The sequence below is a fragment of the Allostigmatella hybrida genome (genome assembly GCF_020103775.1).
Classification (GTDB): Bacteria; Myxococcota; Myxococcia; order Myxococcales; family Myxococcaceae; genus Hyalangium; species Hyalangium aurantiaca.
This window is the reverse complement of record NZ_JAHXBH010000042.1, coordinates 12,446-37,001: the sequence shown is the minus strand read 5'-3', so window position 1 is coordinate 37,001 and position 24,556 is coordinate 12,446. Positions and strand designations below refer to the sequence as shown.

The following is a 24,556-nucleotide window of genomic DNA, read 5'->3' as shown; positions in this document are numbered from 1 at the left end:
GAGTGAGGCATGTTCGGCAAGAAAGAGCCGCCCTCCCGCTCCCAGCTCATCGCCGAGGCGGATCGCGCCCGGGCCCGGGGCAAGCTCAAGCGGGCCATTCAGGGCTACCGCCAGGCGCTGGCGCTGGAGCCAAAGGATCCCGCCGTCCACGTCAAGCTGGCCCCCCTGCTGGCCCGGACGAAGGAGCCCGAGGCGGCGCTCCAGAGCTTTCGCGAGGCGGCCCAGGGCCATCTGGACAAGGGCTTCGCAGACAAGGCCCTGGCCGTCTACACTCAGGCGGCGGAGACGTTCCCCACCCAGACCGGGCTCTGGCAGCAGGTGGCGCGGATGAACGTGGAGCGGGGGCGCCGCGCCGACGCGGTCCGCATCCTCCTGCGGGGCCGCTTCTCCCTGCGGCGCAGGAACGAGCGCGCGGAGGCCATCATCCTGCTGAAGGAAGCCCTGGCGTTGGATCCCACGCTCTTCACCCCCCGGTTGGATCTGGCGCGGCTGCTGGCCCAGCGGCACTCGCGGGCCGAGGCGATGGTGCTGCTGGAGCCCATGGAGAAGGCCCTGACGGGGCCCCAGCTCCGTCAGGTGCGCTGGACGATGCTGCGCGTCGCCCCGGGGGTGGGCGCCGGGTGGCGGTGGCTTCGCGCCGCCGTGGTGGGCCGCTGAGCAAGCTGGCCGGGGAGGGACAGCGCTGCGCGGGTCTGCTAGAGGGCCTGCGGCGAGAGTGCGCCGCGGACTTCCTCCAGCGCCGGGTCTCCATCGCCGAGGTCTCTTTTCTCCTGGGCTAAGGTGAACCCATGCGTTACTTCGAGGATTTTCAGGTCGGCCAGGTGCACGAGGCCGGGCCACACAAGGTGACGCGCGAGGAGATCCTCGCGTTCGCGCAACAGTATGATCCGCAGTCCTTCCACCTGGACGACGAGGCGGGGCGCCGCACCATCTATGGCGGCATCATCGCCAGCGGCTGGCACACCGCGGCCATCAGCCACCGCCTGCTGGTGGACTGTATCCTGAAGGATTCGGCGGGCCTGGGCTCGCCCGGCGTGGACGAGCTGCGGTGGATCCGCCCCGTGCGGCCCGATGACGCGCTGTCCCTGCGGGTCGAGGTGGTGGAGCTCATCCCGTCGCGGACCAAGCGCGACCGGGGCGCCATCCGGTGCCGGATGGAGCTGCGCAACCAGCAGGGCGAGGGGGTGATGACCCTGAACGCCATCTCCATGTTCTCGCGCCGCGAAGCCTCCATTGAGTAGGGCCGCAGCCTCTGGCTACAGTACGCGCGGATCAAACCCCAAGGAGGAATGCGGATGCTGAACCTCAAGCCGTGGGCTGTGGGCGTGGTGCTGGCGGCGGCGGGGCATTCCCTGGCCGCCCCCCCGAAGCAGCTCGGCAAGCCGGAAGGCCGCCTCGACATCATCGCGTGGCCCGGCTACGTGGAGCGCGGAGAGACCGACAAGAAGTACGACTGGGTCACCGCCTTCGAGAAGGACACCGGCTGCAAGGTCAACGTGAAGACCGCCGCCACCTCGGACGAGATGGTGAGCCTCATGAACCAGGGCGGGTATGACCTGGTCACCGCCTCGGGTGATGCGAGCCTGCGCCTGGTGCACGGCAAGAAGGTGCAGGAGGTGAACCCCGAGCTCATCCCCTCGTGGAAGACGGTGGACGCGCGGCTGAAGAGCGCGCCCTGGCACACGGTGGACGGCAAGCACTACGGCGTGCCCTACCAGTGGGGCCCCAACGTGCTCATGTACAACACCCAGGTCTTCAAGGAGGCGCCCACCTCCTGGTCCGTGGTGTTCGAGCCGCAGAACCTGCCGGACGGCAAGCCCAACAAGGGCCGCGTCCAGGCCTATGACGGCCCCATCTACATCGCCGACGCGGCGCTGTACCTGGCCAAGAAGAAGCCGGAGCTGGGCATCAAGGATCCGTATGAGCTCAACGCCCAGCAGTACGCCGCGGCGCTGGCGCTGCTGCGCGGCCAGAAGGCGCTCACCCACCGGTACTGGCACGACGTCACCGTGCAGATGAACGACTTCAAGAACGAGGGCGTCGCCGTCTCCAGCGCCTGGCCCTACCAGGTCAACGCGCTCAAGGCGGAGAAGAAGCCCGTCGACTCCACCATTCCCGCCGAGGGCTCCACGGGGTGGGCGGACACCACCATGATGCACGCGAGCGCTGCACACCCGGTGTGTGCGTACAAGTGGCTGGAGTGGTCGCTCAACCCGAAGCTCCAGTCGGCGCTGGCCGAGTGGTTTGGATCCAACCCGGTGGTGCCCGACGCCTGTCAGACGGCGGCCCCGGGGGGCACGCCGTTCTGTCAGAAGAACGGCTTCGAGCGCTTTGGCGAGGTGAAGTTCTGGAAGACGCCCGTCGCCAAGTGCGCCAGCCAGGGCACGTGCGTGCCCTACAGCAAGTGGACGCAGGACTACATCGCCATCATGGGCGGGCGCTGAGCGCGTGACGGCCGCCGTCGAACTCAGGGGCCTGCACCGGCACTACGGGGCCGTGCGGGCCGTGGATGACGTCTCCCTGGCCATCCAGGACGGGGAGTTCTTCTCCCTGCTGGGCCCTTCGGGCTCGGGCAAGACGACGTGCCTGCGCCTCATCGCCGGCTTCGAGCAGCCCACCTCGGGCAGCCTCCTGCTGCACGGCCAGGAGGCCGCGGGCATTCCGCCCTACGAGCGTGACGTGAACACCGTCTTCCAGGACTACGCCCTGTTTCCGCACATGAACGTGCGGGACAACGTGGCTTACGGGCTGATGGTGAAGGGGGTGGAGAAGAAGCGCCGCCACGCGGAGGCCGAGGGCGCGCTGGAGCTGGTGGCGCTCAAGGGCTACGGCGCGCGCCGGCCCGCCGAGCTGTCCGGAGGGCAGCGCCAGCGCGTGGCCCTGGCCCGGGCGCTCGTCAACAAGCCCCGGGTGCTCCTGCTGGACGAGCCGCTGGGGGCGTTGGACTTGCGGCTGCGCGAGCAGATGCAGACGGAGCTGAAGTCCCTGCAGCGCCGGCTGGGCATCACCTTCATCTACGTCACCCACGACCAGGGTGAGGCCCTGTCCATGTCGGACCGGGTGGCCGTCTTCAGCCACGGCCGCATCGAGCAGGTGGACACCCCGCGGGGGCTCTACACGCGGCCGCGCACGGCCTTCGTCGCCCGCTTCGTGGGCACCTCCAACGTGGTGGAGGGCACGCTGGCCCAGCAACTCACCGGCTCGGCGCGGCCCTTCTCCGTGCGGCCCGAGCACATCCACTTCGCGGGCGAGGCCGCCTCCGACGGCCCGAGCGTGGAGGGGCGGCTCGTGGACGTGCAGTACCACGGGTCCACCAGCCGCTACACGGTGGAGGTAGCCGAGGGCACGGTGCTGGCCCTGAGCCTTCCCAACGCGGAGTCCGAAGCCGGAGGCCCCCGGCCGGGAGCGCCGGTGCGGCTGACCTGGTCCCGCCAGGCCATGGTGGAACTGGAGCCGGGGACGTGAGCGGGGGCTCGCCGGGGGCAGGGGTGGGGCGGGGGCTCTCCAACATCCTCTACCGGCGGAGCACGCTGCGCCTGCTGCTCATGCTCACCCCTCCGCTCCTCTGGTTCGGTGCGGTGTACCTGGGCTCGCTGCTGGCCCTGCTGGCCCAGAGCTTCTACACCTTCGACGACTTCACCATGGCGGTGACGCCAGAGCTCACCTGGGTGAACTACCAGGCGCTCCTGGAGGACGCCAACGCGGACATCGTCCTGCGCACGGTGGGCATGGCTGGCGCGGTGACGGTGGCCTCCGCGCTGCTGGCCTTCCCCATCGCCTACTACGGGGCGCGCTACGCGCACGGCTGGCGCAGGGGCTTCTTTTACGTGGCGGTGATGCTGCCCATGTGGGCCAGCTACATCGTCAAGGCGTACGCCTGGACGGTCATCCTCACCCGGGGCGGTATCCTCTACTGGCTGGTGGGCAAGCTGGGCCTGCTGCCCGCGCTGGAGTGGCTGCTGGAGGTTCCCGCCGTGGGGGGCACCTCGCTGTCCACCTCGCACCTGGGGCGCTTCCTGGTGTTCACCTACGTGTGGCTGCCCTTCATGATCCTCCCGGTGCAGGCGGCCATCGAGCGCGTGCCGCCCCAGCTCTTGCAGGCCTCGGCGGACCTGGGCGCGCGCCCGGTGCAGACGTTCCGCACGGTGCTGCTGCCGCTGGCGTTTCCCGGCGTCGTGGCGGGCTCCATCTTCACCTTCTCGCTCACGCTCGGGGACTTCATCATCCCGCAGCTCATCGGGCCCTCGGGCCTCTTCATTGGCTCCATGGTCAACACGATGCAGGGCTCGGTGGGGAACCTGCCCCTGGCGGCGGCCTTCACCGGGGTGCCCATCTTCATCATCGCCGTCTACCTGTCGCTGGCCCGGCGCCTGGGGGCCTTCGATGCGCTCTGAGGACACCTCCTCCCTCGCGCCGCGTGCCCCCCGGTGGCTGGCCGTGCTGGCCTGGGGCGGGCTTGCCTTCCTGCACTTCCCCATCGCCGTGGTGTGCCTCTACGCCTTCAACACGGAGGAGAGCGCTTTCAGCTTCCCGCTCCAGGGCTTCACCCTGCGCTGGTTCCGGGTGGCGCTGGAGCGCGAGGACGTGCTGCAGGCCATCTTCCTGTCCCTGCGCGTGGCGGCGGCGGCCACGGTGCTCGCCCTGGTGCTCGGCACGCTGGCGGCCCTGGTGCTGGCGCGCCGCCGGTTCTTTGGCCGTGAGGCCCTCACGCTGATGTTCGCGCTGCCCATCGCGCTGCCGGGCATCATCACCGGCATCGCGCTGCTGGCGGCCTTCCGGCTGGCGGAGGTGTCCCTGGGCTTCTGGACCATCGCGGCCGGGCACGGCACGTTCTGCCTGGTGGTGGTCTACAACAACGTCGTCGCCCGGCTGCGGCGCACCCCGCACACGCTCGTGGAGGCCTCCATGGACCTGGGGGCCGACGGCCTGCAGACCTTCCGCTACGTGTTGCTGCCGCAGATGGCCACCGCACTTCTGGCCGGCGGCATCCTCGCCTTCGCCTTGAGCTTCGATGAAATCATCGTCACCACCTTCACGGCGGGCCACGAGCGCACGCTGCCCATCTGGATGCTCAACCAGCTGGGCAGGCCGCGCGATGTGCCGGTGACGAACGTGGTGGCGATGGTGGTGATGTTCGTGACGGCCGTGCCTCTGCTCCTGGCCTGGCGCCTCACCCGGGGCACCGAGCAGGTGGCCGGCAGCGGCAAGTGACTTTCAACCCCAACGGGCCCGCAGGGGCCCCCTCTCGTGGCACCCAGGAGACCCCCATGGATGGCAAGCAATTCGATGGCAAGCAATTCATCGACGGGCAGTTCGTGGCGGGCGAGGGCTCGGTGGAGGACATCCTCGCCCCGGCCACCGGCGAGGTGATCGCCCGCGTGGCGGAGGCCTCGGCCTCCCAGATTCAGGCCGCGGTGAAGGCCGCCGAGAAGGCCTTTCCCGGCTGGTCCCGCACCCCGCCGAAGGACCGCGCCACGCTGCTGCTCAAGCTCGCGGATGCCATCGAGGCCCAGGGGGCGGAGTTCGCCCGGCTGGAGTCGCGCAACTGCGGCAAGCCGTACACCGCGGCCCTCAACGATGAGATTCCGGCGGTGGCGGACGTGTTCCGCTTCTTCGCGGGCGCGGCGCGCTGCATGACGGGCCTGGCCACGGGCGAGTACGCCGCGGGCTACACGAGCATGATCCGCCGGGACGCGGTGGGCGTGGTGGCCTCCATCGCCCCGTGGAACTACCCGCTGATGATGGCGGCGTGGAAGCTGGGCCCGGCGGTGGCCGCGGGCAACACGGTGGTCATCAAGCCCTCGGAGCAGACGCCGCTGACGCTGCTGAAGCTCGCCGAGCTCATCGCGGGGCTGTTCCCGCCCGGTGTCATCAACGTGGTGACGGGGCGCGGGGAGACCGTGGGGGCGCCGCTCATCAGCCAGCCGCAGGTGCGGATGATTTCCCTCACCGGCGACGTGGCCACGGGCCAGAAGGTGCTCCAGGCCGCCTCGCAGGGCGTCAAGCGCACACACCTGGAGCTGGGCGGCAAGGCCCCCGTCATCGTCTTCGACGACGCGGACCTGGCCAGCGTGGTGGCCGGGGTGCGCACCTTCGGCTTCTACAACGCGGGCCAGGACTGCACCGCCGCGTGCCGCATCTACGCGGGGCCCAAGGTGTATGACCGGCTGGTGGCGGACCTGACGAGCGCCGTGTCTTCCATCCAGGTGGGCGGCCCGGACGGGCAGGGCGTGGAGATGGGGCCGCTCATCTCCGAGAAGCAGCGCCAGCGCGTGGCGAGCTTCGTGGAGCGGGCCTCGCGCGAGAAGCACATCGAAGTGACGACGGGCGGCAAGCCCGGGGCGGGAGGCGGCTTCTTCTACGCGCCCACGGTGGTGGCGGGGGCGCGGCAGGAGGATGAGATCGTCCGCCGGGAGGTGTTCGGCCCGGTGGTCTCCGTGACGCGCTTCTCGGACCCGGCCGAGGCGATTGCCTGGGCGAACGACTCGGACTACGGGCTGGCCAGCTCCGTGTGGAGCCAGGACATCGGCAAGGCCATGAGGGTGGCCGCCGAACTCCAGTACGGTTGCACGTGGATCAACTCCCACTTCATGCTGGTGAGCGAGATGCCCCATGGCGGCATGAAGCGCTCGGGGTATGGCAAGGACTTGTCCATGTATGCGCTGGAGGACTACACGACGGTCCGCCACGTGATGGTGAAGTACTGAGGGCCCGGGAGCGGACCCACACAAGGGGGTTGCCAGATGAGTGACAAGAACGTCAGCCTGCTGAGCCGCAAGGACGCCGCCACGCCGCGAGGGGTGGGGGTGATGGCGCCTTTCTTCGTGGCCCGCGCGGAGAACAGCGAACTGTGGGACGTGGAGGGCCGCCGCTTCATCGACTTCGCGGGCGGCATCGCGGTGCTCAACACCGGGCACCGCCACCCCCGGGTGGTCGCCGCGGTGAAGGCCCAGTTGGACGCCTTCACGCACAGCGCCTACCAGATCGTCCCGTATGAGTCCTACGTGCGGCTGGCCGAGCGGCTCAACCAGCTCACCCCCGGCGCGTTCGCCAAGAAGACGACCTTCTTCTCCACGGGCGCGGAGGCGGTGGAGAACGCGGTGAAGATCGCCCGGGCGGCCACGGGCCGCAGCGGCGTCATCGCCTTCAGCGGCGGGTTCCACGGCCGGACGATGATGGGCATGGCGCTCACCGGCAAGGTGTCCCCCTACAAGGCAGGCTTCGGGCCGTTCCCGCCCGAGGTCTACCACGTGCCCTTTCCCTCCGAGCTGCATGGCATCCGCGTGGAGGACACGTTCCAGGCGCTCCGGAACCTCTTCGCGGCGGACATCGAGCCGAAGCGCGTGGCGGCCATCCTCATCGAGCCGGTGCAAGGCGAGGGCGGCTTCTACGTGGCGCCCCCCGAGCTGATGCGGCGCCTGCGCAAGCTGTGTGACGAGCACGGCATCCTGCTCATCGCGGATGAGGTGCAGACCGGCTTCGCGCGCACCGGGAAGTGGTTCGCGATGCAGCACCACGACGTGGCGCCGGACCTGGTGGTGACGGCCAAGTCCCTGGCCGGCGGCTTCCCGCTGTCGGCGGTGACGGGCCGTTCGGAGGTGATGGACGCCCCGGCGCCCGGAGGGCTCGGGGGCACCTACGCGGGCAACCCGCTGTCGATCGCGGCGGCGCACGCGGTGCTGGACGTCATCGAGGAGGAGGGGCTGGTGGGCCGGGCCAACGAGCTGGGCGGGGTGCTGCGCACGCGGCTCGAGGCGCTCAAGGCGAAGGTGCCCCAGATGGCGGAGGTGCGCGGGCTGGGGGCCATGCTGGCGGTGGAGTTCTGCCAGCCTGGAGGTAACACCCCGGACGCCGAGTTCACCAAGACGGTGAAGGCGCGGGCGCTGGACAAGGGGCTCATGCTGCTGACGTGCGGCGTCCACTCCAACGTCATCCGCTTCCTCTTCCCGCTGACGGTGCCCGAGCCGGTCTTCAAGGAAGGGCTCGCTATCCTTGAGTCCTCGCTGGCGGGGTAATGCTCTCATTCACAATGAGATCGTTTTCATCCGTAGGATAGCCATAACGCTTCGCGTCGAAAAACGAAACTGCCCCCGGTGGCATGGATCGCATATATGGGGCACTCTCCATGTGAGGAGTGATCCATGTCACGCCGGCTGCTGATGATGTGCATGTCCCTGCTGTCGCTGGGGGGCCTCGTCCACTGCTCGAAGAGCTCGCAGGAGGGCTCCAAGCCCGCTGCTCCCGCCGAAGCCGGTAAGGCCCCGGCCGCCGTGCAGGCCACCGCGATGACCGTCGCGCAGGAACAGCAGGCCTCTTGGATCCGCAACTTCAATCCGTTGATCGCTCCGGGCACCGCGCGCTGGCCCACCCGCGCCGGTGTCTACGAGCCGTTGATGATCTTCAACACGCTCAAGGGCGAGTTCGTCCCCTGGCTGGCGACGAAGAGCGAGTGGAGCGACGAGAACAAGAAGCTCACCTTGACCCTGCGCCCGGGCGTGAAGTGGTCGGATGGCCAGCCGTTCTCGGCCAAGGACGTGGCCTTCACGTTCGAGCTGCTCAAGAAGCACAAGGCCCTGGATTTCGCGGCCGTGTGGGGCTTCGTGGAGTCGGTGCAGGCCAAGGATGACGCGACGGTGGAGTTCACCCTGACGCGCCCCTACGTGCCTGGCCTCATCTACATCGTCCATCAGCCCATCGTGCCGGAGCACAAGTGGAAGGACGTCCCGGATCCGGTCATCTACAAGAACGAGACGCCCGTGGCGACGGGCCCCTTCACCGAGGTGAAGGTCTTCCAGAACCAGATCTTCGAGCTGGGCCGCAACCCGCACTACTGGCAGCAGGGCAAGCCCGCCGTGCAGAGCCTGCGCTTCCCGGCGTACCCGGGCAATGATCAGGCGAACCTGGCGCTGCTCACCGGCGAGCTGGACTGGGCCGGCAGCTTCGTGCCGGACATCGAGCGGGTTTTCGTCAGCAAGGACAAGGACAACAACCACTACTGGTTCCCGCTCGTCGGCAACACGACGACGCTCTACCTGAACACCACCAAGAAGCCTTTCAGCGACGTGCGCGTCCGCAAGGCGATCAGCATGGCGATCGACCGCGACCAGATCGTCAAGGTGGCGATGTATGGCTATACGAAGCCCTCGGACGCCACGGGCCTGAGCGAGGCGCACGATCTGTGGCGCAACCAGGAGGCGGTGGCCGCGGGTGACTGGACCAAGATGGACCTGGCCAAGGCGAACGCGCTGATGGACGAGGCGGGCTACAAGCGGGGCGAGGGCGGCATCCGGGTGGGGCCGGACAAGGCGCCCCTGCGCTTCGAGATCAACGTCGTCACGGGTTGGACGGACTGGGTGCGCGCCGCGCAGATCATCGCGCAGAACCTGAAGCAGCTGGGCTTCGACACCACGCTGAAGACCTACGACTTCAGCCCCTACTTCGAGCGGCTTCAGAAGGGCGAGTACGACCTGTGCGTCAGCTGGACGTCGGACGAGCCCACGCCATACCACGTCTACCGCGACCTCATGTCCAGCGAGACCGTCCGCCCGGTGGGAGAGGTGGCCGCCCGCAACTGGAACCGCTTCGCGAGCAAGGAGGCGGACGCGCTCTTCAAGGCCTTCGAGGGCACGAGCGATGTGGAGGAGCAGAAGAAGCTCGCCGCGCAGATGCAGATGATCTTCGTGCAGAACGCGCCCACGGTCCCCCTCTTTCCCGGCCCGTCGTGGGGAGAGTACAGTACGCGCCGCTTCACGAACTTCCCGAACAAGGAAAACCCTTACGCGAAGCTCACGCCGAACAGCCCCCCGGAGAACCTGTTCGTCCTGGTGGAAGTGAAGCCCAAGTAGCCCGTAAGCGTCTGAGAAAGGCTCACCCGGTCCCGTGCGACACCTCCTGCGAAACCTGGGCTTGTACGCGGTTGCCGCGTGGGCCTCTCTCACGCTGAACTTTCTCATCCCGCGGCTCATGCCGGGCGATCCCGGCTCGGCCATGTTCGCGCGCTTCGCGGGGCAGCTGCAGCCCGAGGCCATCGACGCCCTGCGTCTGGCGTTTGGCTTCACCAACGAGCCGCTGCTCCAGCAGTACTTCACCTACGTGCGCCACCTGTTTCAGGGCGACCTGGGCCTGTCCGTCGCGTACTTCCCCGCGACGGTGACGGAGGTCATCTCCACGGGCCTGGGCTGGACGCTGCTCCTGTCCGGCGTTGCGGTCATTCTCAGCTTCGGGCTCGGCACGGCGCTCGGCGTGGTGGCCACGTGGCGGCGCGGCGGCTGGCTGGACTCGGTGCTGCCGCCGGTGCTGATCTTCCTGGGCGCGTTTCCCTACTTCTGGCTGGCGATGGTGCTGCTCTACGTGCTGGGGTTCGTGCTGGGCGCGTTCCCCCTGCGGCATGCCTACAGCGACACGATCGCCCCCTCGTTCAGCGCGGAGTTCATCTTCAGCGTGGTGCAGCACATGGTGCTGCCCGCCCTGGCGATCGTGATTGCCTCGCTCGGCGGCTGGATGCTCAGCATGCGCAGCACCATGGTGGGCATTCTCGCCGAGGACTACATCACCATGGCGAACGCCAAGGGCCTGTCCCAGAAGCGCATCATGTTTCACTACGCCGCCCGCAACGCGCTGCTGCCGAACGTCACGGGCTTCGGCATGGCGCTGGGATTCGTCCTGTCGGGCTCGCTGCTGACGGAGATCGTCTTCTCGTACCCGGGCCAGGGCTATCTGCTCATCCAGGCGGTGCGCAACCAGGACTATCCGCTCATGCAGGGCATCTTCCTGACCATCACCCTGGCGGTGCTGGGGGCGAACCTGCTGGTGGACATTCTGTACGTGTGGCTTGACCCGCGGACGCGGGCGCGCTGACGGGAAGGACGAAAGAAGCCTGCAATGTCATCCGCGACTCAAGCCAAGAAGCAGCGCTCGGGGTTCCTCTGGCAGCTCCTCGAGAACCGCAAGGCCGCCTTCGGCGCGGCGCTCATCCTGTTCTTCGTCCTGCTCGGCCTGCTGGGGCCGGTGCTCGTCTCGACGGACCCTGGCGCCTTCGTGGGCGCGCCCCACCAGCCGCCCTCGTCCGAGTTCCTCTTTGGCACCACGGGGCAGGGCCAGGACGTGCTCGCGCAGACCATTGCCGGGGCCCGCACGTCGCTCATCGTCGGGTTCGTGACGGGCTTTGCCGTCATGGCGATTGGCGCCCTGATCGGCATGACGGCCGGCTTCTTCGGCGGGTGGATCGACGGCGTCCTGTCCTTCATCACCAACGTGTTCCTCATCATCCCCGGCCTGCCCATGGCGGTGGTGATCGCCGCCTACCTCCAGCCGGGCCCCGTCACCATCGGGCTCGTGCTGGTCGTCACCGGCTGGGCGTGGAATGCGCGCATGCTGCGCTCGCAGATCCTCTCGCTGCGGGAGAAGGACTTCGTCCTGGCGGCGATCGTCAGCGGTGAGGGGCGCCTGCGGATCATCTTCCGGGAGATTCTGCCCAACATGACGTCGCTGCTGATGAGCGGCTTCATCTCGGCGACGGTCTATGCGATTGGCGCGCAGGTGGGGCTGGAGTTCCTGGGCATCGGGGACGTCAGCGTGGTGACGTGGGGCACGAACCTGTACTGGGCCTCGAACAACGCCGCCCTGCTGACGGGCGCGTGGTGGACGGTGGTCCCCACGGGCATGTGCGTGGCGCTCATCGGCTTTGCGCTCGTGCTCGTCAACTTCGCGATCGACGAGATTACCAACCCGCGGCTCCGGGCCGAGGGGACGTGGACGCGGCTCCTCAAGAGCCACAACCTGGAAGGGGGGCTGTCGACCCCCGTGGTGAGGCGCTAATGGAAGCCAAGGCCCCGGCGTTGCTGTCGGTGAAGGACTTGCGGGTGGAGTACCTCACCCCGGCAGGGCCCGTGTGCGCCGTCGATGGCGTCTCGTTCGACATCGGCAAGGGCGAGGTGCTGGGGCTTGCGGGCGAGTCGGGCAGCGGCAAGTCGACCGTGGCCCAGGCCCTGCTGCGCATCCTCCGTCCGCCCGCGGTCATCACGGGCGGCCAGGTGTTCTTCGAGGGCCAGGACGTGCTGGCGATGAGCGAGGCGCAGCTGCGGCAGCTGCGCTGGCGGAAGATCTCGCTCGTGTTCCAGAGTGCGATGAACTCGCTCAACCCCATCCTCAGCATTGGCGAGCAGATCGTCGATGCCATCCAGGCGCACCTGCCGATGAAGCGCCCCGAGGCGCTCGACCGGGCCGTGGCGCTGCTGAAGCTCGTGGGCATCGACAGCTCGCGCCTCACGAGCTACCCGCACCAGCTGTCGGGCGGCATGCGGCAGCGCGTGGTGATCGCCATCGCGCTGGCGCTCGAGCCGCCCCTGATGCTCATGGACGAGCCCACCACGGCGCTCGACGTGGTGGTGCAGAAGGAGATCCTCCACCAGGTCTCGGAGCTCAAGGAGAAGCTCGGGTTTTCGATCCTGTTCATCACGCATGACTTGTCGCTGATCCTCGAGTTCTCCACGCGGATCGCGGTCCTCTACGCGGGCAAGCTCATGGAGATGGCCCCCTCGCGGGAGCTGTTCACCGCGCCCAAGCACCCGTACACCCAGGGGCTCCTGGGCTCTGTCCCGTCGGTCCGGGGCCCGCGCCGCAAGCTCGTGGGCATTCCGGGTTCGCCCCCGGACATGCGGCGGCTGCCGTCAGGGTGCCGCTTCCACCCGCGTTGCCCCTCGGCCATGGACCAGTGCAAGGCCACGGTGCCGGAGCTGCGTCAGCTGGGGCCGGATCACATCGAGGCCTGCCACCTGGATTCCCAATCCCCATGACGATCATCAAGCCGGAGAGCCAGGTGCTCCTCGAGGCCCAGGGCATCAGCAAGTACTTTCAGGTGGGGGGAGGCTTCAGGCCCAAGCAGCTGCGCGCCCTGAATGAGATCTCCTTCTCGCTGAGCGCGCGCCAGGTGGTTGCGCTCGTGGGCGAGTCGGGCAGCGGCAAGAGCACGATCGCGCGGCTGCTCGTGCGGCTGATGGATCCCTCGGGCGGGAAGATTCTTTTCCGGGGCCAGGACGTTCTCCGGGAAGAGCCGCGTCACGCCTCGCTCAGCTACCGGTCGCAAGTCCAGATGATCTTCCAGGATCCGTTTGGCTCGCTGAACCCGGTCCACACCATTGGCAACCACCTGGAGCGGCCTCTGATGCTCCATGGCAAGGCGAAGAGCGCCGCGGAGCTGCGCGACCGCGTGCACGAACTGCTCGCCACGGTGGACCTGAACCCGGCCGCCGACGTGGCCTCCCGGTATCCGCACCAGCTCTCGGGCGGCCAGCGACAGCGCGTGGCCATTGCCCGGGCGCTGGCCCCGGGGCCTTCTGTCATCCTGGCCGACGAGCCCATCTCCATGCTCGACGTGTCCATCCGCGTGGGCGTGCTGAACCTGATGGAGCGCCTCAAGGAGGAGCGGGGCATCGGGTACCTGTACATCACCCACGACATCGCCAGCGCGCGCTACTTCGCGGACCGGACGATGGTGATGTACGCGGGGCACATCGTGGAAGGCGCGCCGAGCGAGGAGCTGATGCTCAAGCCCGCGCACCCCTACACCCAGCTGCTGCTCTCCGCGGTGCCGGACCCGAACGGCTCCATGAAGAGCGCGCTGAACGCGAAGTCCGGGGCGCCCAAGCTGATTGATCCGCCCCCCGGCTGTCCGTTCGCCGACCGCTGCCCGAGCGTCATGGCGGTGTGCCGCCAGGAGATGCCGGGGGCAACGCCGCTCGGCCAGGATCGCTGGGTGCGCTGCCACCTCTTCGGCCAGGGCGCCGCCACGGGGACTGCCTCCGCTCAAGAGCCTGGCGCCGCGGGCCCCCGGAGTGCCCTCGCGGAAGGCGCTGCTTCCTGAAGCGACCCGTTGAACGGAGGTTCCCAACACATGACTACCCTTCGCTTTCCCACTGAGTTCGTCTGGGGGGTCGCCACCTCCTCCTACCAAATCGAAGGCGCCGCGCTGGAAGACGGGCGCGGGGAGTCGATCTGGGATCGCTTCTCCAAGACGCCCGGGAAGGTGAGGGACGGGACGAACGGCGACGTCGCGTGCGACCACTACCACCGCTTCCGCGAAGACATCGCGTTGATGAAGAGCCTGGGCATCCGGCACTACCGCTTCTCCGTGGCGTGGCCCCGCATCCTCCCCGCGGGCCGCGGGAAGGTGAATCAGGCGGGCCTGGACTTCTACGGACGGCTGGTGGACGCGCTGCTCGAGGCGGGCATCGAGCCCTTCGTGACGCTGTACCACTGGGACTTGCCGCAGGCGCTCCAGGACGAGGGCGGCTGGGCGAAGCGCTCGACGGCGGAGGCGTTCGCCGAGTACGCGGGCGTGGTGGCGAAGTTCCTGGGGAGCCGGGTGAAGAAGTGGATCACCCACAATGAGCCCTGGTGCGCGGGCATCCTCAGCCATCAGCTCGGCATCCACGCGCCGGGGCTGAAGGACTACCGCACGGCGCTCGCCGCGAGCCACCACCTGCTGCTGTCCCATGGGCTCGCCGTTCCCATCATCCGCGCCGCCAGCCCGGGGGCCGAGGTGGGCATCACCTTGAACCTGACGCCCTCGGAGCCCGCCTCGCCGAGCGCGGCGGACCACGACGCGGCCCGGCACTTCGACGGCCACTTCAACCGCTGGTTCCTGGATCCGCTCTTCGGGCGCCGCTACCCCGTGGACATCGTCGCCGACTACATCGCCGCGGGGCACTTGCCGCCCGAGGGCCTCACCGTGGTTCAGCCCGGGGACTTCGAGACCATCGCGGTGAAGTGCGACTTCTTGGGGATCAACTACTACAACCGCACGGTCCTTCGCAGCGACAAGGTCCCCGAGGCGCAGAACGAGCCGCGCCAGGTGTTCCTCGCGCCGGAGAAGGAGTGGACCGAGATGGGCTGGGAGGTTCATCCCAACGGCCTCCGGGACACCCTGCTGCGCGTCCACCTCGACTACCGGCCGCGGAAAATCTACGTGACGGAGAATGGGGCGAGCTACTCGACGCCTCCCGGCGCTGACGGGCGCGTGAAGGACGATCAGCGGCTCGCCTTCCTGAGGGACCACTTCGCCGCGGCCCACCGCGCGATGGAGGCGGGGGTGCCCCTGGCGGGCTACTTCGTGTGGTCGCTCATGGACAACTTCGAGTGGGACCGCGGCTATTCGCAACGTTTCGGCATCGTGTGGGTGGACTACAAGACGCAGCAGCGCATTCCCAAAGACAGTGCGCTCTGGTACCGGGGCGTCATCGCGGAGAACGCGGTTCAGGTGCCCTGACCGCCGCCCACCTCCCTCGACGAGGACCTTCCTGACATATGTCCCAACACTCTCAATACGTGGCCAAGGCGCAGACGCTGGTGTCCCAGATGACGCTGGAGGAGAAGGCCCGGCTCCTGTCTGGCAATGGCTCGTGGACGACCCACAAGGTCGAGCGTCTGGGCATTCCCTCCATCTTCATGGCGGACGGCCCCCACGGGCTCCGGAAGGCCCTGGGGCCGAACACCGCTGACAGCGTGCCGGCCACGTGTTTTCCCACCGCCTCCGCGCTGGCCTCCTCCTGGAACACGGAGCTCATCCAGCAGGTGGGCGCCGCGCTGGCCCGGGAGGCCCAGGCCAATGACGTCCAGCTGCTGCTGGGGCCGGGCATCAACATGAAGCGCTCGCCGCTGGGCGGGCGCAACTTCGAGTACTTCTCCGAGGACCCCATCCTCGCGGGCCAGCTCTCGGCGGCCTACATCCAGGGCGTTCAGGGCGAGGGGGTGGGCACCTCCTTGAAGCACTTCGCGGTGAACAATCAGGAATTCGAGCGCATGGTGAGCGACTCGATCCTCGATGAGCGCACCATGCGGGAGATCTACCTGCCTGCCTTCGAGATCTCCATCACCCAGGCCCAGCCGTGGTCGGTGATGTGCGCCTACAACAAGGTCAATGGCGTCTACGCCTCGGAGAACCCGTTCCTGCTGGAGGACATCCTCCGCAAGGAGTGGGGGTTCGAGGGGTTCGTGGTGTCGGACTGGGGCGCCGTGCACGACCGCGCCAAGGGCGTCCAGGCGGGGCTGAACCTGGAAATGCCGGGCAGCGGGGAAGTGAACCGCAAGAAGATCATCGAGGCGGTCAATGCGGGCCAGCTGCCCGAGAAGCGGCTGGACGAGGTGGTGGTCTCGCTGCTCGCCGTGGTCTTCAAGGCCGTGGAGCACCGCCGCACCGGCTTCCGCGCCGACCTGGACCAGCACCACGCGCTGGCGCGGCAGGTGGCCGGTGAGAGCATCATCCTCCTGAAGAACGAGGACCAGATCCTGCCGCTGGAGGTGGGGGGCAAGAAGAAGATCGCCCTGATTGGCGCCTTCGCCAAGGAGCCCCGCTTCCAGGGCGCGGGCAGCTCGCAGGTGAATCCGGCCCGCCTCTCCAACGCGCACGACGAGCTGGTGGCGCTCCTGGGCGGCAGCGAGCGCATCGGGTACGCGAGCGGCTATGACCTGGAGGGCGTCACCTCCGCGCAGCTCCTCGATGAGGCGCGGCAGCAGGCGAAGAACGCCGGCGTGGCCATCGTCTTCGCGGGCCTGCCGGACAGCCACGAGTCCGAGGGCTTCGACCGCGCCACGCTGGACATGCCCGAGGGGCACAACCAGCTCATCGAGGCGGTCAGCCAGGTGCAGCCCAACACGGTGGTGGTGCTGATGAATGGCTCGGCCATCACCATGCCGTGGGTGGCAAAGGTGAAGGCCATCCTGGAGGGCTGGCTCACGGGCCAGGCCGGTGGCGGCGCCATCGCCGACATCCTCACGGGCAAGGTGAACCCCTCGGCGAAGCTGCAGGAGACCTTCCCCGTGCGCACGGAGGACGCGCCGGCCGCGCTCGAGTTCCCCGGCCTGAATCAGCGCGCGTACTACGGCGAGGGCGTCTTCATCGGCTACCGCTACTACGACAAGAAGAACCTCGCGCCGCTGTTCCCGTTTGGCTTTGGCCTGAGCTACACCACCTTCGCCTATTCGGGGCTGACGCTCGGCGCGGCGTCCATCCGGGACACGGACAGCCTCACCGTTCAGTTCAAGGTGAAGAACACGGGCAAGGTGGCGGGCAAGGAAGCCGTCCAGCTCTACGTCCGCGAGGACAAGCCCGTGGTCAGCCGTCCCGAGAAGGAGCTCAAGGCCTTTACCAAGGTGGCGCTCCAGCCGGGCGAGGAGAAGACGGTGAGCTTCACGCTGAAGGCGCGTGATTTCTCGTACTTCGATCTCGGCCGCCGCCAGTGGACGGTGCAGCCGGGCCGGTTCGACATCCTGGTGGGCGGCTCCTCGCGGGAGCTGCCCCTGCGCCAGTCCGTTTCGGTGGAGGCCCCGGTGGCCGTGCCGGTACTGACGCGCGAGTCCCTCGTGAAGGAGTTCCGGGACCACCCCAAGGGCAAGGAGTTCTACCCGCGGCTGGCGAGCATCATCATGGGCGGAGCGGCTGCGGGGACTGACCCCAAGCGCACCCCCCAGGAGGAGCGCGCCCGGAAGAAGGCGGAGATGTCCACGCTGGTGTTCGTGCACGACATGCCGGCCTACAAGCTGATCAACTTCTCGGAAGGCAAGTTCACCGAGCAGATGCTGAACGACATCCTGGCGCGGGTGCAGTAGCCCCGGGCGCCCGGCGTCACTCCTGGGGACTGGGCATCATGTCCCGGTCCAGGGGGATGGCGAACTCGAAGCGCGCGCCCTTGCCCGGCGCCGAGTGCACCTCGAGAGTGCCCCCGTGGGCGAGGGCGATCTGCCGCGCCAGGTACAGGCCGAGGCCCAGCCCTGACGAGTGAGGGCCCCGCGAGAAGCGCTCGAACAGCCGGGGCAGCAGGTGCGGCGCAATCCCCGGGCCTTGGTCGGAGACGGTGAGGATGGCCCAGGAGCCATCCAGGCGTGTCTGCCGGGAAGCCTCCACGACCACGGGGATTCCCGCCGGAGAGTGCTTCAGCGCGTTGGCCACGAGGTTCGAGAGCACCTGGCGGAGGCGGGCCGGATCGGCCATGACCATCAGCTCCGAGGGGCCGCGGAATTGGACTTCGGTCCGAGGGGTCGTGGCGGTGGCGGCGGACTCCGTCACCAACTGCATCAAGTCCACGGGCTGGGTTTGCAGGACGAAGAGCCCCTGGTCGAGCCGGCCCACGTCGAGCAGATCCGAGGCCAGGCGCGTGAGGGCCGTGACGCCCTGGGCCGCCGCCGAGGCATCGCGCAGGTAGTCCGCGGCCTGGTTGCGGAGGGCCCGCTTGTGGATGAGCTCGATGCGCGTGCGCAGGGAGAACAGGTGGTTGGCCATGTCATGGGCGAAGATGGTGATGAGCTCATCGGCGGCGGCGCGGCGGCCCTGCGCGGCGGCGGCCTGCGTGAGCTGCTCCACGAGCTCGGCGCGGTGGGCCAGCATGCCCACCCACCGGGCCACGGTCTCCAGGAAGCGCAAATCGTCCAGGGAGAAGAACTCGGGCTGCTCCGTGGTGCACCCCAGCACCCCGCGCCGCTGGCCTCCGATTTCGATGGGGACCGAGATGTTGGACCGGATCTTCAGCCCGAACTTGATGCCGGGCAGCTCTCCGGGGTCCTCGTCCTGATGCCCGGAGTGCCACGGTTGTCCTGTCTCGAAGACCTCGACGGTGCGCCCGCGGTTGGCCAACTGCAGCCGGTCCAGGCCGAGGCCGCGCTGTTTACGCCCCATGGGCGTATCGCTGACGCCCATGGCCACGAGCGTCTGGGTTTGGGGATCCAGCAGAAAGATGTCCACCTTGTCCGCGTGGAGGATCTCGCTGATGACGTGGCTGGCCCGCTCCAACGTGGGGCGAAGTTCGGCCGCGGGCAGTGCCAGCAGCTGCTCAAGCGTCTGCCATAGCTGGTCGCGACGCTCGTTCTCGGATGGAGGCGGATGCGCAGACACAACGGCAACATGCGCACCACCGGGCCGGAAGGGAGGAGTAGTCCCAGCGGCTTTGGCTTTCCTGCTTGCTCTCCGGACAGGGCACCCGCCGGGGCGGGGGCGTCAGTGCCCGATGCGGACGTTGCTGAGCCCTTCGAGCACATCCCCGCCGTCACACGTGCCCACGGTGGTCTGCTTCTCCAGGTGGATGGTGGAGGGCTGCACGGTGAACTGGAGCAGCTCCGGGCAGTCGAAGCCGTAGTAGCTGATGAGCTGTCCCCTGAGCTCGAGCGTCAGGTCCACGGTGGTGGCGTATTCGCCCGGCTCGGGCTCGGACACGTCAATGAAGGGCACGTCCCGGGTGCGCGCCAGGGAGACGGTGCCTTCCAGGCTTCGCATCCAGGTCATCTTCGTCTGCACGGGCGCCGTCGATTCCCCATCGAGGGGATAGGAACCATCCACCAGGGTCCGGTCGACGATGAGTTTGAGATCTCCCGGCGAGCCCTGGCCCTGGAAGCCCAGGGCCACTTCGAACGAGCGGGTCTTCTTCTCCAGGTCATGAACCGAGTGGAGGAACCACGTTTCATGGAAGGCAAAGGTGCGCGTCTCCTGCGTGCTGGCGCAGCTCACCACCATCTGTCCACTGCCGCTGACGGGCTGGAGGGTGCCGCGGCTGTCGCCGGTCTTGTCACAAGGAAAGGAACACGCTTGCACCGCGAGGGCGCCCGCGAGGGGGAGCAGAGGCTTCATCCAATTCATGCCCTGGAACGCTACCCCACCCCGTTTGGGCTTCGCCAAACAGGCCCCCGGTGGGCCTGAGGTCAACGTCACCCAGCCCTGGGTCAATTTCTTGGAATCTTGAAATAACCAGGATAGCCATGCTAACCAGCCAGCCTGGCTCAGACCATGCAACGTTCTTCTCTCAAGGCCATCGGCATCCTCGGTGTCCTGCTGCTCATCGCCCTGGGGGCCGCGGTGGTTTCGCGCCGCCTGGATTCTCCCGGGGATGCGTCCCTGGACACGCAGGCGGCCACGGCCCCCTCGACCGGCCGGGCCTCCACCGCCCCCGCACCCCCGGGTAGCACCGGAGGGCCCTCTGGCACCGGGGAGCGGAAGCCCAAGGAGGACATCTTGCCCATGCCTGGCTGCTGGGAGGGCGTGGCGGAGTTCGATCGGAACGGCTCGCTCGACACCTTCCGCCAGACGCTCCGCGCGGCTGCGGGGGCAGGGGACAGCGAGCTGTTGAGCTACCTCCAGGAGCGGCTCACGGAGCTCATCGCGGAGGACGAGGGCAAGGCACTCCAGGTCCTGGGGTGGGCGGAGCACTCCGCGCCGCCCGAGCTGGGCGTCTACATGGGGGCCCTGAAGCAGGCGCCCGCCGTCCACCAGCCCCAGGTGGTGGAGCGCCTGCTGAAGATGGGCGAGGACTCCCGGGCGCAGCCGGACATCCGGGCCGCCGCCGTGGACACGCTGGAGTCGCAGAAGCGCCTGTCTCCCGCGAGCATCCAGCGCCTGAAGGCGCTCGCGATGGATCCGGCCACCGACGCGGCCGGCTGGACAGCCACGCGCACCCTGGGCCGGGTGATGAAGGAGGACTACGAGCGCACCGGCACCTTCGCCCCCTACTGGAACGAGCTGCTCGATGTGGGCGAGAAGTCCGAGGACCTGGCCGTGCGCCTGCTGGCCCTGGAGATGCCCTCCTATTCGGATCCCCTCATCGGCAGCGAATCGATGGACCGGCTCGTGGACATCATGCGCAAGGATCCGGAGCGGGACGTGCGCGAGATGGCCGCCTTCCGGCTCGCCGTCACCGAGGATCCCCAGAAGGCCCTGGAGGCCTACCGCACGGCCTTCCCGCTGGAGAAGGACGAGTGCGTGCGCTGGGCGTTGTTCCGCTTCGCCGTGCGCGCGGCCGGTCCCGGTGCCCTGCCGCTGCTCCAGCAGATGGCGGCGCAGGATCCGCGCTTCATGCAGGACTATCAGGACTTCCAGCGGCTCTATGCCGGAGGCACCGTGGACTTCGCGCGCATCTGGCTCGGCGTCCAGGAGCGTCACCGCTGCACCGTCGAGGAAGGGGCGCCCCACCAATGAGTTCCTCCCACCGTCTTCCTTTCCGCCCGGGTCGCGGCTCCCGGTGGTCCGCGCTGCTGCTGGCCTCGGCCCTCTGGGGGCTGCCCGCCCGCGCCGAGCCCACCCCCCTGCGGCAGACCGCCTGCTCGTTCACGGGGATGATCGACGAGCTGCGCGTGGCCCTGAAGTCAGGCTCGCCCGCCTACCGCAAGTACGCCCGGGAGCGGCTCAGGGCCGCCGCGCGCGTCATGCCCGCGGACGAGCTGCGCGCGGCCGTGCAGGACGAGCGGGATCCGGACACGTTGGAGGCGCTGGGCGCGGCGCTCGCCAGCAAGTCCTCCTTCACGGAGGACGCCACGCTCGTGCAGCCGCTGCTCTCCCGGGCCGCGCAAGACGGGGACCCCAAGGCCCGGGCCGCCGCGGTGCGGGGCCTGCGGGGCACGGGCTCCGTGGACCTCATGACGAAGAACGGCGGTGTGGTGACGTACGAGCAGCTCATCCGCGACAGCGCGCCCGAGGTGCGCCAGGCCGTGGTGGACAACCTCATCCACGAGAGCGCCAAGGTGTATTTCGGCCACGAGCGCACGGTGTCCGAGGCCGCCGTGTCCGCGGCGCTGGCCGCGAAGGATCCGCAGGCGGCCGCGCGGTTGTTGTCCGAGGTCTCCATGGAGGCGGTGGGCGCTGACACGGTGGAGACGCTGCGCCAGCAGCTGCGCTCGGAGGAGCCTGCCCTGCGGGGCGCGGCGGCCACGGCGCTCGGCGGCGTGCCGGGCGCGGAGTCCTCCGCCGTGAAGGATGCGCTCGTGTCGCTCTACCGCGACGAGCGGGACCCGGCGGTGCGCAAGGCCGCGCTGCAGGGAATTGTCCGGCTGGGCATGGGCGGTGCTCGCACCACGCTCGAGTCCCTGCGGGGCGTGGCTCCTGCGTTGGATCCGGAGATCGACGCCTGGCAGTCCGCCCTTCGGCTCGGGCTCCAGGAATGGCACCTGCTGCTGCGCGAGAAAGAGCGCCTGCGCAGGTAGCGGCAGTCTCACCCGCAGTCCCGCAGCGCAACCCCCGAGGAGAAGGTATGAACGTGAAGAAGGTGCTGTACACCGCCAGCGCACTGCTGGCCGGCTGGGCTGGAGTGGCCGTGGCGGCGAACGCCAAGGGCCCCATCTGCGAGCCCAACGCCCGCGTGAACTCGACGACGTACTACAGCTGCAGCAGCGGCAGCCACACGGCGCTCGACATCAGCAACGGCACGTGCGGTGAGTGGAACCACCGCGCCATGCTCGCCGGCAGCTTCGCCTACCGGTACTACGGAGGCTGTGGCGCGGCGTGCTACGGCTCGACGTGTAACGGCGGCGCGGGCAACTACTACGTCGTCTCCGGCGCCAGCGGCTGGGACTTCCGTCAGCTGCACATCTACGCCAACGCCAGCTCCGGCACGAAGACGTGCGACGGCTGCGCCCTGGGCCTGGTGGGTGGCACCGGTGATGCCACCGGCCCCCACGTGCACGCGGACAACCGCCAGTACGGCACCCGCAAGTCCGCCTGGTACACCAGCAAGGGCACCACCTGCGGCACCACGGGCAACTGCACCACGGTGATCGGCGCCCCCTCGCTGTAATCCTCAACCCCGGACCGTTCCACCCGTTGCTGGGTGGAACGGTTCACACGCATCTCACGGACATGCCCCCGTCCATGCACCTTCGGCCCTACCAACCGGGCGACCGGGATGCTGTCTATGACATCTGTGTGCGCACGGGCGCGTCCGGCCAGGATGCCCGGGGCCACTTCCTGAGCGACGCGCTGCTGCCGGATGTCTACGCGGGTCCCTACCTCGAACTCGAACCGGAGCGGGCCTTCGTGCTCGACGAGGGCGGCCGGGTGGCCGGGTACGTGCTCGGTACCGCCGACACGGCGGCGTTCGTGGCGGCCTGGCGCGCCCGGTGGCTGCCCCGGGTGGCGGGTCGGTATCCCCGCCCGGCCGAGCCGCCCGTCACCGCGGATGACCGGTTGATCTCCACGCTGTACCACCCCGAGCGGATGCTCGCGCCCGAGCTGGCCCCGCACCCCGCGCACCTGCACGTCGACCTGCTTCCCCACGCCCAGGGCGCCGGGCATGGCCGCCGCATGGTGGAGACCTTCCTGGCCGCGGTGGCCGCCGCCGGTGCGCCCTCGCTGCACCTGGGCACGGCCAACGGCAACACCCGGGCGCTGCGGTTCTATGAGCGTCTGCGCTTCCAGCGCCTCCCCGTGGCGGGGGTTGAGGACACCACGTTCTTCTGGTGCCCCACGGGAGCTTCCCGGTTGCGGTGAGCTGCTGCCGGTCCCGCCGTCTGACGCCCGCCCGACAGAAAGGGCCTCGCGCGTATCCGCCAGGCATCAGTTCCCGGCGGAACCCGTCTCCGTGTGGGGCGGGGACGCGTAAGACGCCGGGACCCTCAGCGACAGGAGACGGCTCGCATGAAGCTTCAAGGCAAGGTGGCGCTCATCACCGGGGCGGATTCGGGAATTGGCCAGGCGACGGCGGAGGTGTTTGCCCGGGAGGGGGCGAACATCAGCATCATCTACCACACGGACGAGAAGGGCGCCCAGGAGACGCGCCGCCTCGTGGAGGCCCAGGGCCGGCGGGCTCTCGTCCTGCAAGGGGACGTGGGGAACTCGGCCGAGGTGGCGAAGTTCTTCGAGCGCACGGTCGCCGAGCTGGGCGTCATCGACATCCTGGTGAACAACGCGGGCCAGGGCATGCAGGGCATTCCCGTGGAGAAGCTGGAGGACGCGAAGTTGGAGCAGATCCTTCGCGTCAACCTCATGGGGCCCTTGTTCTGCGCCCGCTCCTTCATCCAGCTGCGCAAGAAGCACGGCGGCAAGGGGCGCATCGTGAACATCAGCTCGGTGGCCCAGCACCTGCCCACCGCGGAGAGCGCGCCCTATGGCATGTCCAAGGCGGGCCTGGGCTCGCTCACGCGCAGCCTGTCGGTGGAGCTCGCTCCCGACCGCATCAACGTCAACAACATCGCCCCGGGGCTCATCCAGACGCCCATGACGCAGAAGCGCCTGGATGATCCGAAGCAGCGCGAGGAGTCGCTCAAGGAGATTCCGTGGCACCGCGCGGGGCAGCCCGAGGAGATCGCCCGGCTGGCGCTGTTCCTCGCCTCGGACGACGGGGACTACGTCACCGGCCAGACCTGGACCATCGATGGCGGCCTGACGATGAACTGGGGCGGCGCCTGAGCTACCGGCGATGACGTCCGCGCCTCCCTCCAAGGTGTGCGCCGTCTGCGGCCGGCGCATCACCTGGCGCAAGAAGTGGGAGCGGGACTGGGAGAACATCCGCTACTGCTCTGCGCGCTGCCGGGGCCTGAAGGGGGCCGCGGAGCAGGACACGCTCGAGCACCGCATCCTGGAGATGCTCGGCGCCCGGGCCCGGGGCGCGACGATGTGCCCCTCGGAGGTGGCGCGCGCCGAGGGCGGCGAGGCTTGGCGCGAGCGCATGGAGCCCGTGCGCGAGGCGGCCCGGCGGCTGGTGGCCCGGGGGGACGTGGAGATCCTCCAGGGCGGCCAGGTGGTGGACCCCTCGACGGCGAAAGGCCCCATCCGCCTGCGGCTGCGGGCCTCCCGGTGAACGGCCCGGCG

The 24,556-nt window shown here is 68.8% G+C and carries 23 protein-coding genes; 21 read left to right on the top strand and 2 right to left on the bottom strand.

Annotation, left to right across the window (positions count from 1 at the left end; genetic code table 11):
* Positions 1–9: 9 nt before the first annotated feature.
* The 15 genes from KY661_RS34795 to KY661_RS34725 all read left to right on the top strand — a co-directional run bounded on the left by KY661_RS34795 (position 10) and on the right by KY661_RS34725 (position 17,604).
* A complete protein-coding gene (locus KY661_RS34795; RefSeq protein ID WP_225414283.1) occupies positions 10–657 on the top strand; it encodes a tetratricopeptide repeat protein in 648 nt (215 codons plus the stop codon).
* A gap of 131 nt (positions 658–788) precedes the next feature.
* Positions 789–1,241, top strand: coding sequence for a MaoC family dehydratase (locus KY661_RS34790; protein ID WP_075008211.1), 453 nt, complete (start codon positions 789–791; stop codon positions 1,239–1,241).
* Between the two features lie 54 nt (positions 1,242–1,295).
* Positions 1,296–2,444 (top strand): ABC transporter substrate-binding protein, encoded by a 1,149-nt coding sequence (locus KY661_RS34785; protein WP_225414282.1) that lies wholly within the window; start codon positions 1,296–1,298, stop codon positions 2,442–2,444.
* Positions 2,445–2,448: 4 nt separating this feature from the next.
* On the top strand, positions 2,449–3,465 hold the full coding sequence (locus KY661_RS34780; RefSeq protein ID WP_225414281.1) for an ABC transporter ATP-binding protein: 1,017 nt from the start codon (positions 2,449–2,451) through the stop codon (positions 3,463–3,465).
* Positions 3,462–4,394, top strand: a complete 933-nt coding sequence (locus tag KY661_RS34775; protein ID WP_225414280.1) for an ABC transporter permease — start codon at positions 3,462–3,464, stop codon at positions 4,392–4,394. Before KY661_RS34780 ends, KY661_RS34775 begins: the two co-directional genes overlap by 4 nt.
* Positions 4,384–5,211: an ABC transporter permease gene (locus KY661_RS34770; RefSeq protein WP_225414279.1), complete on the top strand. Its 828-nt coding sequence runs from the start codon at positions 4,384–4,386 to the stop codon at positions 5,209–5,211. The genes KY661_RS34775 and KY661_RS34770 overlap by 11 nt, the downstream gene beginning before the upstream one ends.
* A 56-nt stretch (positions 5,212–5,267) precedes the next feature.
* The gene (locus tag KY661_RS34765) at positions 5,268–6,707 is read left to right on the top strand and encodes a gamma-aminobutyraldehyde dehydrogenase (protein ID WP_225414278.1); all 1,440 of its coding nucleotides are present in this window, start codon (positions 5,268–5,270) and stop codon (positions 6,705–6,707) included.
* A gap of 36 nt (positions 6,708–6,743) precedes the next feature.
* On the top strand, positions 6,744–8,015 hold the full coding sequence (gene gabT / locus KY661_RS34760) for a 4-aminobutyrate--2-oxoglutarate transaminase (RefSeq protein WP_225414277.1): 1,272 nt from the start codon (positions 6,744–6,746) through the stop codon (positions 8,013–8,015).
* A 126-nt stretch (positions 8,016–8,141) separates the two neighbouring features.
* Complete coding sequence (locus KY661_RS34755; protein ID WP_225414276.1) at positions 8,142–9,845, top strand: ABC transporter substrate-binding protein; 1,704 nt, start codon at positions 8,142–8,144, stop codon at positions 9,843–9,845.
* Positions 9,846–9,879: 34 nt separating this feature from the next.
* Positions 9,880–10,857, top strand: a complete 978-nt coding sequence (locus tag KY661_RS34750; protein ID WP_225414275.1) for an ABC transporter permease — start codon at positions 9,880–9,882, stop codon at positions 10,855–10,857.
* Positions 10,858–10,881: 24 nt separating this feature from the next.
* Positions 10,882–11,817, top strand: a complete 936-nt coding sequence (locus tag KY661_RS34745; RefSeq protein ID WP_225414274.1) for an ABC transporter permease — start codon at positions 10,882–10,884, stop codon at positions 11,815–11,817.
* Entirely contained in the window at positions 11,817–12,794 is a 978-nt protein-coding gene (locus tag KY661_RS34740; protein WP_225414273.1) for an ABC transporter ATP-binding protein, read from the top strand. The genes KY661_RS34745 and KY661_RS34740 overlap by 1 nt, the downstream gene beginning before the upstream one ends.
* Positions 12,791–13,861 carry an ABC transporter ATP-binding protein gene (locus KY661_RS34735; RefSeq protein WP_225414272.1) on the top strand — a complete coding sequence of 357 codons (1,071 nt, stop codon included), beginning with the start codon at positions 12,791–12,793 and terminating at the stop codon, positions 13,859–13,861. The genes KY661_RS34740 and KY661_RS34735 overlap by 4 nt, the downstream gene beginning before the upstream one ends.
* 30 nt (positions 13,862–13,891) lie before the next feature.
* Positions 13,892–15,265, top strand: a complete 1,374-nt coding sequence (locus KY661_RS34730) for a GH1 family beta-glucosidase (protein ID WP_225414271.1) — start codon at positions 13,892–13,894, stop codon at positions 15,263–15,265.
* Between the two features lie 38 nt (positions 15,266–15,303).
* Positions 15,304–17,604: a glycoside hydrolase family 3 C-terminal domain-containing protein gene (locus KY661_RS34725; protein WP_225414270.1), complete on the top strand. Its 2,301-nt coding sequence runs from the start codon at positions 15,304–15,306 to the stop codon at positions 17,602–17,604.
* A 16-nt stretch (positions 17,605–17,620) separates the two neighbouring features.
* Here KY661_RS34725 and KY661_RS34720 read toward each other — a convergent pair whose 3' ends face one another.
* Both KY661_RS34720 and KY661_RS34715 read right to left on the bottom strand, forming a co-directional pair.
* The gene (locus tag KY661_RS34720; RefSeq protein ID WP_225414269.1) at positions 17,621–18,883 is read right to left on the bottom strand and encodes a GAF domain-containing sensor histidine kinase; all 1,263 of its coding nucleotides are present in this window, start codon (positions 18,881–18,883) and stop codon (positions 17,621–17,623) included.
* Between the two features lie 102 nt (positions 18,884–18,985).
* A complete protein-coding gene (locus KY661_RS34715; protein ID WP_225414268.1) occupies positions 18,986–19,612 on the bottom strand; it encodes a hypothetical protein in 627 nt (208 codons plus the stop codon).
* Positions 19,613–19,768: 156 nt separating this feature from the next.
* Here KY661_RS34715 and KY661_RS34710 point away from each other — a divergent pair, with 156 nt between their 5' ends.
* The 6 genes from KY661_RS34710 (at position 19,769) to KY661_RS34685 (ending at position 24,545) form a co-directional block, all read left to right on the top strand.
* Positions 19,769–20,953 (top strand): HEAT repeat domain-containing protein, encoded by a 1,185-nt coding sequence (locus KY661_RS34710; protein WP_225414267.1) that lies wholly within the window; start codon positions 19,769–19,771, stop codon positions 20,951–20,953.
* Entirely contained in the window at positions 20,950–21,954 is a 1,005-nt protein-coding gene (locus tag KY661_RS34705; RefSeq protein ID WP_225414266.1) for a HEAT repeat domain-containing protein, read from the top strand. The genes KY661_RS34710 and KY661_RS34705 overlap by 4 nt, the downstream gene beginning before the upstream one ends.
* 47 nt (positions 21,955–22,001) lie before the next feature.
* Positions 22,002–22,544, top strand: coding sequence for a M23 family metallopeptidase (locus KY661_RS34700; RefSeq protein ID WP_225414265.1), 543 nt, complete (start codon positions 22,002–22,004; stop codon positions 22,542–22,544).
* Between the two features lie 74 nt (positions 22,545–22,618).
* Positions 22,619–23,236, top strand: a complete 618-nt coding sequence (locus KY661_RS34695) for a GNAT family N-acetyltransferase (protein WP_225414264.1) — start codon at positions 22,619–22,621, stop codon at positions 23,234–23,236.
* 147 nt (positions 23,237–23,383) lie between these two features.
* Entirely contained in the window at positions 23,384–24,154 is a 771-nt protein-coding gene (locus tag KY661_RS34690) for an SDR family NAD(P)-dependent oxidoreductase (RefSeq protein ID WP_225414263.1), read from the top strand.
* 10 nt (positions 24,155–24,164) lie between these two features.
* Positions 24,165–24,545: a DUF2256 and DUF3253 domain-containing protein gene (locus KY661_RS34685; RefSeq protein WP_225414262.1), complete on the top strand. Its 381-nt coding sequence runs from the start codon at positions 24,165–24,167 to the stop codon at positions 24,543–24,545.
* Positions 24,546–24,556: the final 11 nt, after the last annotated feature.